A 12,701-nucleotide genomic window follows, 5' to 3' on the forward strand; every position below is an offset into this window, starting at 1 on the left:
AGTAAGAGGAAGTCATGTCCCGCCGTCATGCCGCAGAACGACGCGAGGTTTTACCGGACGCAAAGTATGGCGATCCGATTGCGATGAAATTCATCAATGCCCTTATGTATTCTGGCAAGAAGTCTATCGCCGAGGCGACCGTTTATGGGGCGCTCGATCAGATTGCTGAACGCAGCGGCAAAGATCCCCTGAAAACGTTCCATGAAGCTCTCGACAAAGTGAAACCGGCGATCGAGGTGCGTTCCCGACGGGTTGGTGGCGCCACCTATCAGGTGCCGGTCGAGGTGCGGGCGGACCGTCGCCAAGCTCTCGCGATTCGCTGGCTGATTGACGCCAGCCGCAAGCGCAGCGAGTCAACGATGGTTGAGCGGCTTTCGAGGGAAATCCAGGAAGCGGCCGAAAATCGCGGCAACGCCGTCCGCAAACGTGAAGATGTGCATCGCATGGCTGAAGCCAACAAGGCCTTCGCACATTATCGCTGGTAACGCGCGTTTCTAGGTATTTTTCAAATGGCCCGCAAGACCCCTCTCGAACAGTATCGCAACATCGGCATCATGGCTCACATCGATGCCGGAAAGACGACGACGACCGAGCGCATTCTCTACTACACGGGCCGTTCCTATAAGATTGGCGAGGTCCATGAAGGCACGGCAATCATGGATTGGATGGAACAGGAACAGGAGCGCGGCATTACCATCACGTCGGCGGCCACCACCTGTTTCTGGAAGGACCACCGCATCAACGTCATCGATACGCCTGGCCATGTGGACTTCACGATCGAAGTGGAAAGAAGTCTGCGTGTTCTGGATGGCGCAATCGCCGTTTTTGACAGCGTTGCCGGGGTTGAGCCTCAGTCCGAAACGGTCTGGCGGCAGGCCGATAAATACAAGGTTCCTCGCATTTGTTTCGTGAATAAGATGGATCGTATCGGCGCCGACTTCTTCCGTTGCGTTGAAATGATCGAGGACCGTCTTGGCGCCACCCCCTTGGTGACGCAATTGCCGCTCGGTATGGAGGCGGATTACAAGGGCGTTGTCGATCTTTTGAAGATGAAGACAATTCGCTGGAAGGAAGAAACCCTCGGTGCCGAGTTCGTCGAGGAAGACATTCCCGCCAGCCTCGTCGAACAGGCGAAAAAGTATCGCGCGAAGCTGATCGAAACCGCCGTTGAGCAGGACGACGCCGCCCTCGAAGCTTACCTTGATGGAACCGAGCCTGATTTTGAAACGCTGAAGCGCTGCATTCGCAAGGGGACTATTGGGCTTGTCTTCGTGCCGGTGCTGAACGGATCTGCCTTCAAGAACAAGGGCGTGCAGCTCCTGCTGGATGGGGTGATTGATTACCTCCCGGCTCCGACGGAGGTCGTGGCGATCAAAGGCCACAAGATGAACAGCGATGAACTGGTTGAACGCCACAGCGCGGATACCGAGCCTTTTTCCGCCCTTGCCTTCAAGATCATGTCCGACCCCTATGTCGGAACGCTCACCTATATCCGCATCTACTCCGGCGTTCTCGAAAGCAGTTCCCAAGTTCTCAACACGGTGAAGAACAAAAAGGAACGCATCGGCCGGATGCTGGAGATGCATGCGAACGCACGGGAAGAAATCAAGGACGCCTGTGCCGGCGACATCGTGGCCCTTGTTGGTCTAAAGGACACGACGACGGGCGACACGCTGAGCGATGCCAGCCATCCGGTCGTGTTGGAACGGATGGAATTTCCCGACCCTGTCATCGAAGTGGCGGTTGAGCCGAAAACGAAGGCGGACCAGGAAAAAATGGGGGCGGCCCTCGTTCGTCTGGCCGCCGAGGATCCTTCTTTCCGGGTCAGTGGCGACGAGGAGAGCGGCCAGACGATCATCAAGGGAATGGGTGAACTTCACCTGGAAATCATTGTTGATCGCATGCGGCGCGAGTTTAAGGTGGATGCGAACGTTGGCGCACCGCAGGTTGCTTACCGTGAGACAATTACGAAGGCGGTGGATACCGACTACACGCACAAGAAACAGACCGGTGGCGCCGGACAATTTGCCCGTGTGAAAATTCACTTCGAACCGCTTGAGCCGGGTGCGGGATTCCAGTTCGAAAACGCCATCATCGGCGGGTCCGTGCCCAGGGAATACATTCCGGGCGTCAAGAAGGGGTTGGAATCGGCGTGCCAAGCCGGTGTCATCGCGGGTTATCCCACCATCGATTTTAAAGCAACCTTGACGGATGGCGCTTACCACGACGTCGATTCCAGCGTGCTTGCTTTCGAAATCGCCGCCCGCGCCGCCTTTCGCGAGGGTGTACGGCGGGCTACCCCGCGTTTGCTCGAGCCCGTCATGCGAGTTGAGGTCGTCACACCCGAGGAATACATGGGCGATGTCATTGGTGACCTGAATAGCCGACGCGGGCAGGTTTCCGGAATGGACGCACGTGGCAACGCGCGCGTGATTACGGCGACCGTGCCTCTCGCAAACATGTTTGGTTATGTGAACTCGTTGCGCTCGATGACGCAGGGTCGCGCTCAGTACACGATGCATTTCGATCACTATGCACAAGTTCCGCAAACCATCTCGGACGAGATCCGAGCAAAGACGGCTTAGGGGGAGGCAATGGCGAAAGCGAAATTTGAGCGGACGAAGCCGCATTGCAACGTTGGGACGATTGGGCACGTTGACCATGGGAAGACGACGCTGACGGCGGCGATCACGAAGGTTTTGGCGGAATCTGGGGGCGCGGAGTTTACGGCGTACGACCAGATTGACAAGGCGCCGGAGGAGAAGGCGCGCGGGATCACGATTTCGACGTCGCACGTTGAGTACGAGACGGCGAAGCGCCATTACGCGCATGTGGATTGCCCTGGGCACGCGGACTACGTGAAGAACATGATCACGGGCGCGGCGCAGATGGACGGAGCGATTTTGGTGGTTTCGGCGGCGGACGGCCCGATGCCGCAGACGCGGGAGCACATTCTTCTGGCGCGGCAGGTTGGGGTCCCGGCGGTTGTGGTTTACATGAACAAGATTGACCAGGTGGACGACCCGGAACTTCTGGAGCTGGTGGAGCTTGAGGTGCGGGAGCTTTTGAGCTCGTATGATTTTCCTGGGGATGAGATTCCGGTGGTGAAGGGCTCGGCGCTGTATGCGCTGGAGGGGAAGGACGACGCGCTTGGCAAGGAATCGATTCTCCAGTTGCTGGCGGCGGTGGACGACTATATCCCGCAGCCGGAGCGTCCGAAGGACAAGCCCTTTTTGATGCCGATTGAGGACGTGTTTTCGATTTCGGGCCGCGGCACGGTGGTGACGGGGCGGGTTGAGCGCGGGGTCGTGAAGGTTGGGGAAGAGGTAGAGATTGTCGGGCTTCGGCCGACGGTGAAGACGACGGTGACCGGGGTCGAGATGTTCCGGAAGCTGCTGGACCAGGGCGAGGCCGGGGACAACGTGGGTTGCCTTCTGCGTGGCACGAAGCGGGAAGACGTTGAGCGTGGGCAGGTTCTGTCGAAGCCGGGTGCGATTACGCCGCACACGAAGTTCGAGTGCGAGGCCTATATCCTGACCAAGGAGGAAGGGGGCCGTCACACGCCGTTTTTCTCGAACTACCGGCCGCAGTTTTACTTCCGGACGACGGACGTTACGGGGTCGATTGTGCTGCCGGAGGGGACGGAGATGGTGATGCCGGGGGATAACATCAAGATGACGGCGAACCTGATCGTGCCGATCGCCATGGACGAAGGTCTGCGTTTCGCCATCCGCGAAGGCGGCCACACCGTCGGTGCCGGTGTTGTCACCAAGATCCTAGAATAGAAAGAAAAACGCTTGGGCGGGGCCTTTTGTGGCGCCGCGGGCACAGGGAAAACGGCCATGGATAGTCAAAACATACGGATCAGCTTGAAGGCGTACGATCACCGGCTGCTGGACCAGTCGACGAGTGAGATCGTCAGCACGGCGCGGCGAACCGGTGCAAGCATTCGTGGTCCGATCCCATTGCCGACGAAGATTGAAAAGTTTACGGTGCTGCGTTCGCCGCATGTGGATAAGAAGTCACGCGAGCAATTCGAAATACGAACACACAAGCGGATTCTGGATATCGTCGAACCGACGACACAAACGGTGGATGCGCTCATGAAGCTCGATCTGCCGGCGGGTATCGATGTCGAGATCAAGTTATAGGAAAAGCGATGATGCGAACCGGCCTTCTTGCGCAAAAGCTTGGCATGACCCGTCTTCTGACGGAGGGCGGCGACCACGTGCCCGTTACCGTATTGTGGGTGGACGGCTGTGAGGTCGTGGCGACGAAAACGCAGGAGAGGGATGGCTACACGGCGGTGCAGCTTGGCGTCGGTAAGGCGAAGGTGAAGAACGTATCCAAGCCTCTTCTTGGCCATTACGCGAAGGCAAAGATTGCGCCAAAACGCAGACTGGCCGAATGCCGGATTAGCCCGGACGCCGCGCTCGAAATCGGGGCGAAGATTCGGGCCGATCATTTCATCGCCGGTCAGTATGTTGACGTGGTGGGGACCTCGATCGGAAAGGGGTTTGCGGGCGCTATGAAACGCCATAACTTCCGTGGGCTTGAAGCCAGCCACGGCGTTTCGGTCTCGCACCGTTCCCATGGTTCGACCGGCAACCGTCAGGATCCTGGTCGCGTCTTCAAGGGTAAGAAAATGGCCGGTCATTTGGGCCATGCCCGAGTGACCGTTCAGAACCTCGTCGTTGTTTCGACGGATGCTGACCGCGGCCTCCTCTTCGTCCGTGGCGCTGTGCCGGGTTCGGAAGGCAGTTACGTGATGGTCCGGGATGCCGTGAAGAAACGGTTGCCGAAGGAAGTGTCGCAAGGGTCGAAGCCGACCGGATCGGATGCTTCGGGGGCAGATCCCGCGGGGGAGACGCCAGCAGGGCAACAGAAAAACGAGCGTAAGGAATAGCGTCCGCATGAAGTGCAAAGTCGTCAGTCTGGAAGCCGAGGACGTCGGTGAGATCGATCTCGCCGACGAGGTCTTTGGTGTTGCCGTGCGGCCGGATCTTTTGCAGCGCGTCATTGCTTGGCAACTGGCGCGGCGTCGGGCTGGGACCCACAAGACGAAGGATGCAAGCGAGGTGAGCGGCACCGGACGGAAACCCTGGCGCCAAAAAGGAACCGGGCGGGCGCGGCAAGGTTCGCTCCGTTCGACGCAGTTCCGCGGCGGCGGCACAACTTTCGGCCCGTTGCCTCGTGATCACGGTTTCCAATTGCCGAAAAAGGTGCGGAAACTGGCGCTTAAAGCGGCGCTTTCCGCCAAACAAGCCGAGGGCAAGATCGTCGTGCTCGATTCGACGCAGATGAAAACCGCGCGAACAAAGGAACTGGCAACCAGCTTTGACAAACTTGGCTGGTCGTCCGTTCTGGTGATTGACGGCCCCGAGGTGAATGCAAACTTCCGTCGGGCGACGCAAAATCTGCCTGGCGTCGATGTCCTGCCGCAACAGGGAATGAACGTTTACGACATTCTGCGTCGGGACCTTCTCGTGTTGACGAAGGACGCCGTCCAGTATCTGGAGGCACGGTTAAGATGATCGGGCGTAAGAAAGCAAAAGATAAGGAAACGCAAGAGGCGAAGCGTAAGGACGGCAAGGGCAAGAAAGAAAAAAGCAAGCCGCCTTCCGAGGGAGTCTATTGCGTTCTGCTGTCGCCGGTAATCACGGAAAAGGCAACCCTTGGCTCGGAACATGGCCAGGTTACTTTCCGCGTATCCCTTACGGCGACGAAACCGGAAATCAAGCAGGCGGTCGAAAAATTGTTTGATGTCAAAGTGCTGGCGGTGAATACGCTGCGTCAGAAAGGCAAACGGAAATCCTTCCGGGGCCGGCCTGGCAAGCGCGCCGACAGCAAGAAAGCGATGGTCACCTTGGCCGAGGGCCAGGCGATTGACGTGACGACGGGAATTTAGACGATGGCACTGAAAACATTTAAGCCGGTAACGCCTTCCCTGCGGCAGCTTGTCATCATTGATCGCTCAAAGCTGTGGAAGGGTAGGCCGGTCAAGAAACTGACGGAGGGGCTTTCCGAGAGCGGTGGCCGCAACAACTTGGGGCGGATGACGTCCCGGCATCGTGGCGGCGGACACAAGCGGCGCTATCGGATTATCGATTTCAAGCGCCGCAAGTTCGATATACCGGCGGTCATCGAGCGTCTCGAGCACGACCCGAATCGCAGTGCCTTCATCGCACTTCTTCGTTATGAGGACGGCGAAATATCCTATATTCTGGCACCTCAGCGTGTGAAAGTCGGCGACAAGGTGATCGCTGGCGAGAAAGTGGATATCCGACCGGGAAACGCGCTGCCGATGAAGAATATTCCGGTCGGCACGATCGTTCACAACGTCGAGATGAAACCGGGGCGGGGTGGTCAGATCGCGCGTTCCGCCGGCTCTTACGCCCAGCTCGTCGGCAAGGACACAGGCAACGCTTTGCTTCGGTTGGCGTCCGGCGAGGTACGGATGGTGCGAGCCGAGGGGATGGCGACGATTGGCGCCGTCTCGAACCCGGATCAGAAGAACGTCAAGTTCGGCAAGGCCGGGCGGATGCGCTGGCTGGGCAAGCGGCCGTCCGTTCGCGGTGTGGCGATGAACCCGATCGATCATCCCCATGGCGGCGGCGAAGGAAAGTCGTCCGGTGGTCGGCACCCCGTGACGCCGTGGGGCAAGCCGACGAAGGGCAAGAAGACACGCAACAACAAGGCGACGGATTCAAAAATCCTCCGCCGCCGGAAGAGCAAAAAGTAGAGAGAAGAGGTATTCCGTGGCACGTTCGGTTTGGAAAGGCCCGTTTGTGGATGGCTATCTGCTGAAGAAAGTGGAAGCCCGCCGCGCATCCGGCCGGAACGAAGTGATCAAGATCTGGTCGCGCCGCTCGACGATTCTGCCCCAGTTCGTCGGCCTTACCTTCGGTGTATATAACGGCCGCAAGTTTCTTCCCGTGCTGGTGACGGAAGAAATGATCGGCCACAAATTTGGTGAATTTTCTCCGACGCGCGTTTTTCACGGGCACTCGGGGGACAAGAAGGCAAAGCGAGTATAGAAATGGGCAAGAAAGCAGCCGCCCGGCAGCGCATGGAAAACGAGGCAATGGCCGTCGTTCGCAATTTGCGCACGAGTCCGCGGAAACTAAACCTCGTCGCGGAATCGATTCGCGGCAAGGACGCTTCCACGGCTCTTACCGAGCTTGCTTTCTCGAAACGGCGGATAGCGAAAGCCGTGCGGAAGGCCGTGCAATCGGCAATCGCCAACGCCGAGAACAACCATCAGCTTGATGTTGACCGGTTGTATGTCGCGGAAGCGACGGTCGGCAAGGGGTTGGTCATGCGACGCTGGAGCCCCCGTGCGCGCGGGCGTTCTTTTACGATCGCAAAACCGTTTAGCCACCTCACCGTCGTCGTTCGTGAGCGCAAGGAGTAGCGAATGGGGCATAAAGTCAACCCGATAGGGCTTCGACTCGGCATCAACCGGACGTGGGATTCGCGCTGGTATGCCGAGGACGACTACGGCCGTCTTCTTCATGAAGATCTCGAAATTCGACGGTTTCTTGAGAAGCGCCTGGTGCAAGCCGGAATCAGTCGAATTGTTATCGAGCGGCCGGCGAAAAAGGCGCGGATCACGATTCATACGGCGCGCCCCGGCGTCGTGATTGGCAAGCGCGGCGCGGATATCGAGAAGTTGCAGGCCGATCTTGCAAAAATGACGAACGGAGAAGTGCACATCAACATCGTCGAAATTCGCAAGCCCGAACTGGACGCGAAGCTCGTGGCCGATAATATTGCTCAGCAGCTTGAGCGTCGCGTCGCCTTCCGCCGGACGATGAAGCGCGCCGTGCAATCGGCGATGCGCCTGGGGGCTAAAGGGATACGGATCAACTGCGCCGGGCGTCTCGGCGGGGCCGAAATCGCGCGGACGGAATGGTACCGCGAAGGCCAGGTGCCTCTGCATACCCTGCGCGCCGATGTCGATTATGCGGTGTCCACCGCCTTCACGACCTATGGCACGTGCGGCATCAAGGTATGGATATTCAAAGGCGAAATTCTGGAGCGCGACCCGATGGCGCAAGATAAGCGTCTTGAGGAACAACAAACGGGTCATTCCCACTAGAGGCAACCGATGCTGAGTCCAAAACGCACGAAATACCGCAAGCAGCACAAGGGCAGGATTCACGGTCTTGCCAAAGGCGGTGTCGAGCTCAACTTCGGCGCCTTTGGGCTGAGGGCGATGCGCCCTGGGCGCGTCACGGCGCGGGAACTCGAGGCTGCTCGACGGGCGATTACGCGGCATATGAAGCGCGCCGGTCGGCTCTGGATCCGGGTTTTTCCGGACGTTCCGGTTTCGAAGAAGCCAACGGAAGTGCGGATGGGTAAAGGCAAGGGAAACCCGGAATTTTGGGTTGCCCGTGTACATCCCGGCCGGATTCTTTTCGAGGTGGACGGCGTACCGTTGAGCATCGCTCGGCATGCGCTCGACCTCGGCGCGGCGAAGCTTTCTATTCGCACGCGCTTCATCAGCCGTATCGAGGGAGCGCCCGGATGAAGCCGGCAGATTTGCGGACAAAATCGCTGGACGAGCTTAAAGACGGCCTTCTCGCCCTGCGAAAGGAGATATTCAATCTGCGCTTTCAGCAGGCAAGCGGCCAGCTAGAGGGAACGGCGCGCATGCGCCAGGCGCGACGCGATATTGCGCGCATCAAGACAGTGTTACAGGGAAGAGGTCAAATGGCGGAGAAATCGGATGCCTAAACGTATCCTTTATGGAATGGTCATCCGCGATGCGGCGGAAAAAACGGTTGTCGTTCGTGTCGATCGCCAGTTCCGTCACCCCCTTTATAAAAAGTTTATTCGTCGGTCGAAGAAGTACGCCGTTCATGACGAAGACAACCGTTGCAAGACAGGCGATTCCGTCCGCATTCAGGAATGTCCTCCGATCTCGAAGCGCAAGCGCTGGATCCTTCTTTCGGAATCCGCCTAAGCGGCGAGATGGATAAAGAGTAAGCACACGCCATGATTCAAATGCAGACAAACCTGGAAGTTGCGGATAATTCCGGAGCCAAGCGCGTCCAGTGCATCAAGGTTCTCGGAGGCTCAAAGCGCAAGTCCGCTGGCGTGGGAGACGTCATCGTCGTTTCCATAAAAGATGCGATTCCACGCGGTCGCGTGAAAAAGGGTGAGGTGCACCGTGCGGTCATCGTACGGACGGCCCACGGTATTCGGCGCCCGGACGGTTCTTTAATTCGGTTTGATCGGAACGCCGCGGTGCTGATCACGAAGCAGGGCGAGCCTATCGGTACGCGTATCTTCGGTCCTGTGACGCGCGAGCTTAGAATAAAAAAATTCATGAAAATCATATCGTTAGCGCCGGAGGTTCTGTAATGGGCGCGGGCATGAAAATTCACAAAGGCGATACCGTCATCGTTCTTGCCGGCAGGGACAAGGGCAAGAAGGGCGAGGTGCTGCGTGCCATTCCGAAAGAGAACCGGGTCGTCGTGCGGGGCATCAACGTCGTCAAGCGGCATCAGCGGCCCACGGCAAACAACCCCGGTGGCATTCAGGAAAAGGAATTGCCGATCCACGCGTCGAACCTCGCCCTTATCGACCCGAAAAGCGGCGAGCCGACTCGCGCAGGCTATAAATTTTTGGATGATGGCCGGAAAGTTCGCTTCGCGAAGAAGTCCGGCGAAGTGATCGATCGTTGAGGGACCGGAAGATGACGCGCCTGCAAGAACTCTATAAGAACGTAATTCAGCCGGGTTTGCGGTCAAAGTTTGGATATCAGAACGTCATACAGGTCCCGAAACTTGACAGAATCGTGATCAACATGGGCGTAGGCGAGGCTGCCCGCGAGGGTAAAAAGATTGACGCGGCGTTGACGGAACTTACGACCATTAGCGGGCAAAAGGCCGTCGTAACGCGGGCGAGGAAGTCGATCGCCATCTTCAAGCTTCGCGAGGGAATGAAAATAGGTTGCAAGGTGACCCTGCGACGGGACCGTATGTACGAGTTTCTCGATCGGCTGGTTACGATTGCGCTGCCGCGCGTTCGCGATTTCCGGGGCCTTTCACCGAAAAGCTTCGATGGCGACGGCAATTATACGATTGGTCTACGGGAGCAGATTATTTTCCCGGAAATTGATTACGATAAGGTGGACAAAGTCCGTGGCATGGATATCACGATCGTGACAACGGCGAAAACCGACGAGGAGGCAAAAGCGCTTCTCGAAGGCTTCAACCTGCCGTTCAGCAACGGATAAGCACAGAGGGTCATACATGGCGAAAAAAAGTGCCATTGAGCGCAACAAGAATCGGGCGCATCTAGTGAAACGTTTTGCGGTGAAACGCGCAAAGTTGAAGGCCATCGCGTGCGATGCGTCCTTTTCCCCCGAGGAACGGTTTAACGCGCGGCTGCAACTTGCCGCGCTTCCTAGGAATTCGGCCGCAGGGCGTTTGCGGAACCGTTGCGCACTGACGGGGCGTTCGCGGTCGGTTTATCGGAAATTCAAATTGTCGCGCATCGCGCTTCGGGATCTCGCCTCAAAAGGGCAGATTCCAGGCATGGTAAAATCGAGCTGGTAGCAAAGGCAAAGGAACCGATCAATGGCGATCAGCGATCCCTTAAGCGACATGCTGACGCGTATCCGAAACGGCCAACGTGCGCACTTGGATTCTGTTTTGAGTCCGGCCTCTAGGCTGTTGGCGGGCGTCCTGGATGTCCTTCAGAAGGAAGGCTATATTCGCGGTTATACCAAGCGGGAACCAAAGCAGGGTATCCGCGAAATCGAGATTGAATTAAAGTACCATGAGGGCGAACCGGTTATTCGCGAAATTCGACGTATCTCGAAACCGGGCTGCCGCGTCTACTCCGGCATCCAAGATCTCGCAAAGGTGTACGGAGGACTGGGCATTTCCATCCTCTCGACTCCGAAAGGTGTCATGTCGGACCACGAGGCCCGCGTCGCCCATGTTGGTGGCGAAGTGCTGTGCAAGGTGTTTTAGGACAAAATAATGTCGCGCGTAGGTAAAAACCCAGTGCTCGTACCAAGCGGCGTCGAAGTCGCGATCAACGGGCAGAACGTGATGGCCAAGGGCAAGCTTGGCGAACTCCATATTCTTCTTGCCGACACTGTCGCGATCTCGAAGGAGGACGGCAAGGTCTGGGTGAAACCCCGTTACGCCACGAAAGAATCCCGCCAGATGTGGGGAACGGCAAGGAACCTTATTCATTGTCTGGTAACCGGTGTCTCGAAGGGTTACAACGTGCGTCTCGAAATCAACGGCGTGGGTTATCGGGCGCAGGTTCAGGGCAAGGAACTCGTTCTTCAGCTGGGTTACAGCCACGAGATTCGTCATCCGATTCCGAAAGGGGTCACGATCAAGTGCGAAAAGCCGACGCAGATCGAGGTTTCGGGCGCTGATAAGCAGTTGGTTGGCCAGATCGCGGCGGAGATTCGCGCCTATCGGAAGCCGGAACCCTATAAGGGGAAGGGCGTCAAATACGAAGGCGAGTTTATCGTTCGAAAAGAAGGAAAGAAGAAGTAGGGCCGCATTCGATGAAGCGTTTGAAAAGCCAGTTTTTACGCCGCCGGCGCCGGGTTCGCTCGAATCTCCGGAAGAAGGGGCATGGTCGTTTGCGGCTTTCGGTCTTCCGGTCGTCGCAGCATATCTATGCGCAGGTTATCGATGACGCGAAGGGGGCCACTCTGGCGACCGCCTCCACCCTCGATAAGGAGTTGCGCGGCAAGCTGAAATCGGGCGGCGACGTAGAGGCGGCGCGGGAAGTCGGTAAGTTGCTTTCCTCTCGCGCCAAGACCTTGGGCGTTTCGGAAGTTTATTTTGACCGCGGCGGGTATCTTTATCATGGGCGAGTCAAGGCCCTTGCCGAGGCCGCGCGCGAAGGTGGTCTGAATTTTTAGCTGAATTGGCATGGATCGAAGATGGCGATAAACAGAAAATCGAAGATGGGGGAAAACCCGAGAGGTGAGCGGGGAAACCGCGAGGAATTTGAACTCGTCGAACGGCTTATCGCCATCAACCGAGTCGCCAAGGTTGTGAAGGGCGGTCGGCGATTCGGTTTCGCGGCGCTGGTGATCGCCGGCGATCAGAAAGGTCGCGTCGGCTTTGGTGCCGGCAAGGCGCGCGAAGTGCCCGAAGCCATCCGCAAGGCGACGGAACGGGCGAAGCGCAATTTGGTCCAGGTCCCGCTTCGCGAGGGCCGCACCCTTCATCACGACACGCAGGGCCGCTATGGCGCCGGCCGCGTCGTCCTGCGCGCTGCGCAGCCGGGAACCGGCATCATTGCCGGCGGCCCGATGCGCGCCGTCTTTGAGGCCCTCGGCATTCAGGACATCGTTGCGAAGTCGATTGGCTCATCGAATCCCCACAACATGGTGCGCGCGACCTTCGCCGCCTTGGCGCAGGAGCATTCCCCCCGCGCCATTGCCAGCCGACGCGGCAAGAAGGTGAACGAAATCGTCGGTCACCGGGATAGCGCGTAAGGAGCTTAAGCGATGGCGGCAAACGAATCCGGACGTCTGCGCGTCACGCAGATTGCAAGCCCGATCGGGCGGCCGAGAGATCAGCGCGAGACGCTGGTTGGTCTCGGCCTGAACAAGCTCCACCGCGTGCGCACGTTGGAGGATACGCCGGCCATACGGGGTATGCTGAAAAAGATTTCCCACCTGGTTCGGGTGGAAAAGGCATAGGCCAGAG

22 protein-coding genes and 1 pseudogene are annotated in these 12,701 nt (G+C 58.1%); all 23 read left to right on the forward strand.

What is annotated here, in order from left to right:
• Nucleotides 1–14: 14 nt before the first annotated feature.
• The 23 genes and pseudogenes from rpsG (at nt 15) to rpmD (ending at nt 12,694) form a co-directional block, all read left to right on the forward strand.
• On the forward strand, nt 15–485 hold the full coding sequence (rpsG, locus tag AB1781_00505) for a 30S ribosomal protein S7 (protein MEW5703060.1): 471 nt from the start codon (nt 15–17) through the stop codon (nt 483–485).
• A gap of 24 nt (nt 486–509) precedes the next feature.
• On the forward strand, nt 510–2,585 hold the full coding sequence (gene fusA, locus AB1781_00510; protein MEW5703061.1) for an elongation factor G: 2,076 nt from the start codon (nt 510–512) through the stop codon (nt 2,583–2,585).
• Nucleotides 2,586–2,594: 9 nt separating this feature from the next.
• Nucleotides 2,595–3,785, forward strand: coding sequence for an elongation factor Tu (tuf, locus tag AB1781_00515; protein ID MEW5703062.1), 1,191 nt, complete (start codon nt 2,595–2,597; stop codon nt 3,783–3,785).
• 57 nt (nt 3,786–3,842) lie between these two features.
• A complete protein-coding gene (gene rpsJ, locus AB1781_00520) occupies nt 3,843–4,151 on the forward strand; it encodes a 30S ribosomal protein S10 (protein MEW5703063.1) in 309 nt (102 codons plus the stop codon).
• Between the two features lie 11 nt (nt 4,152–4,162).
• Nucleotides 4,163–4,804 (forward strand): annotated as a pseudogene (gene rplC, locus AB1781_00525) (50S ribosomal protein L3).
• A 109-nt stretch (nt 4,805–4,913) separates the two neighbouring features.
• On the forward strand, nt 4,914–5,534 hold the full coding sequence (gene rplD / locus AB1781_00530; protein MEW5703064.1) for a 50S ribosomal protein L4: 621 nt from the start codon (nt 4,914–4,916) through the stop codon (nt 5,532–5,534).
• On the forward strand, nt 5,531–5,908 hold the full coding sequence (locus AB1781_00535; GenBank protein ID MEW5703065.1) for a 50S ribosomal protein L23: 378 nt from the start codon (nt 5,531–5,533) through the stop codon (nt 5,906–5,908). The genes rplD and AB1781_00535 overlap by 4 nt, the downstream gene beginning before the upstream one ends.
• 3 nt (nt 5,909–5,911) lie before the next feature.
• Complete coding sequence (gene rplB, locus AB1781_00540) at nt 5,912–6,742, forward strand: 50S ribosomal protein L2 (GenBank protein MEW5703066.1); 831 nt, start codon at nt 5,912–5,914, stop codon at nt 6,740–6,742.
• Nucleotides 6,743–6,758: 16 nt separating this feature from the next.
• A complete protein-coding gene (gene rpsS, locus AB1781_00545) occupies nt 6,759–7,037 on the forward strand; it encodes a 30S ribosomal protein S19 (protein ID MEW5703067.1) in 279 nt (92 codons plus the stop codon).
• 2 nt (nt 7,038–7,039) lie between these two features.
• Nucleotides 7,040–7,414, forward strand: a complete 375-nt coding sequence (gene rplV / locus AB1781_00550; protein MEW5703068.1) for a 50S ribosomal protein L22 — start codon at nt 7,040–7,042, stop codon at nt 7,412–7,414.
• Nucleotides 7,415–7,417: 3 nt separating this feature from the next.
• A complete protein-coding gene (gene rpsC, locus AB1781_00555; GenBank protein ID MEW5703069.1) occupies nt 7,418–8,101 on the forward strand; it encodes a 30S ribosomal protein S3 in 684 nt (227 codons plus the stop codon).
• Between the two features lie 9 nt (nt 8,102–8,110).
• Nucleotides 8,111–8,533: a 50S ribosomal protein L16 gene (gene rplP / locus AB1781_00560; GenBank protein ID MEW5703070.1), complete on the forward strand. Its 423-nt coding sequence runs from the start codon at nt 8,111–8,113 to the stop codon at nt 8,531–8,533.
• The gene (rpmC, locus tag AB1781_00565; GenBank protein MEW5703071.1) at nt 8,530–8,739 is read left to right on the forward strand and encodes a 50S ribosomal protein L29; all 210 of its coding nucleotides are present in this window, start codon (nt 8,530–8,532) and stop codon (nt 8,737–8,739) included. The genes rplP and rpmC overlap by 4 nt, the downstream gene beginning before the upstream one ends.
• Nucleotides 8,732–8,968, forward strand: coding sequence for a 30S ribosomal protein S17 (gene rpsQ, locus AB1781_00570; GenBank protein ID MEW5703072.1), 237 nt, complete (start codon nt 8,732–8,734; stop codon nt 8,966–8,968). The genes rpmC and rpsQ overlap by 8 nt, the downstream gene beginning before the upstream one ends.
• A 32-nt stretch (nt 8,969–9,000) precedes the next feature.
• Entirely contained in the window at nt 9,001–9,369 is a 369-nt protein-coding gene (gene rplN / locus AB1781_00575; protein MEW5703073.1) for a 50S ribosomal protein L14, read from the forward strand.
• An 11-nt stretch (nt 9,370–9,380) separates the two neighbouring features.
• Nucleotides 9,381–9,692: a 50S ribosomal protein L24 gene (gene rplX / locus AB1781_00580; GenBank protein ID MEW5703074.1), complete on the forward strand. Its 312-nt coding sequence runs from the start codon at nt 9,381–9,383 to the stop codon at nt 9,690–9,692.
• An 11-nt stretch (nt 9,693–9,703) separates the two neighbouring features.
• A complete protein-coding gene (gene rplE / locus AB1781_00585) occupies nt 9,704–10,246 on the forward strand; it encodes a 50S ribosomal protein L5 (protein MEW5703075.1) in 543 nt (180 codons plus the stop codon).
• Nucleotides 10,247–10,262: 16 nt separating this feature from the next.
• Nucleotides 10,263–10,568 carry a 30S ribosomal protein S14 gene (gene rpsN / locus AB1781_00590; GenBank protein MEW5703076.1) on the forward strand — a complete coding sequence of 102 codons (306 nt, stop codon included), beginning with the start codon at nt 10,263–10,265 and terminating at the stop codon, nt 10,566–10,568.
• A gap of 21 nt (nt 10,569–10,589) precedes the next feature.
• The gene (gene rpsH / locus AB1781_00595; protein ID MEW5703077.1) at nt 10,590–10,988 is read left to right on the forward strand and encodes a 30S ribosomal protein S8; all 399 of its coding nucleotides are present in this window, start codon (nt 10,590–10,592) and stop codon (nt 10,986–10,988) included.
• 9 nt (nt 10,989–10,997) lie between these two features.
• Nucleotides 10,998–11,531 carry a 50S ribosomal protein L6 gene (rplF, locus tag AB1781_00600; protein MEW5703078.1) on the forward strand — a complete coding sequence of 178 codons (534 nt, stop codon included), beginning with the start codon at nt 10,998–11,000 and terminating at the stop codon, nt 11,529–11,531.
• Between the two features lie 11 nt (nt 11,532–11,542).
• Nucleotides 11,543–11,905, forward strand: a complete 363-nt coding sequence (gene rplR, locus AB1781_00605; GenBank protein ID MEW5703079.1) for a 50S ribosomal protein L18 — start codon at nt 11,543–11,545, stop codon at nt 11,903–11,905.
• 45 nt (nt 11,906–11,950) lie between these two features.
• Nucleotides 11,951–12,487, forward strand: coding sequence for a 30S ribosomal protein S5 (rpsE, locus tag AB1781_00610; protein MEW5703080.1), 537 nt, complete (start codon nt 11,951–11,953; stop codon nt 12,485–12,487).
• Between the two features lie 12 nt (nt 12,488–12,499).
• Nucleotides 12,500–12,694: a 50S ribosomal protein L30 gene (gene rpmD / locus AB1781_00615; GenBank protein ID MEW5703081.1), complete on the forward strand. Its 195-nt coding sequence runs from the start codon at nt 12,500–12,502 to the stop codon at nt 12,692–12,694.
• The last annotated feature ends 7 nt before the right edge of the window (nt 12,695–12,701 follow it).

This window comes from Pseudomonadota bacterium (assembly GCA_040752895.1).
In the GTDB taxonomy this organism is placed as follows: Bacteria; Pseudomonadota; Alphaproteobacteria.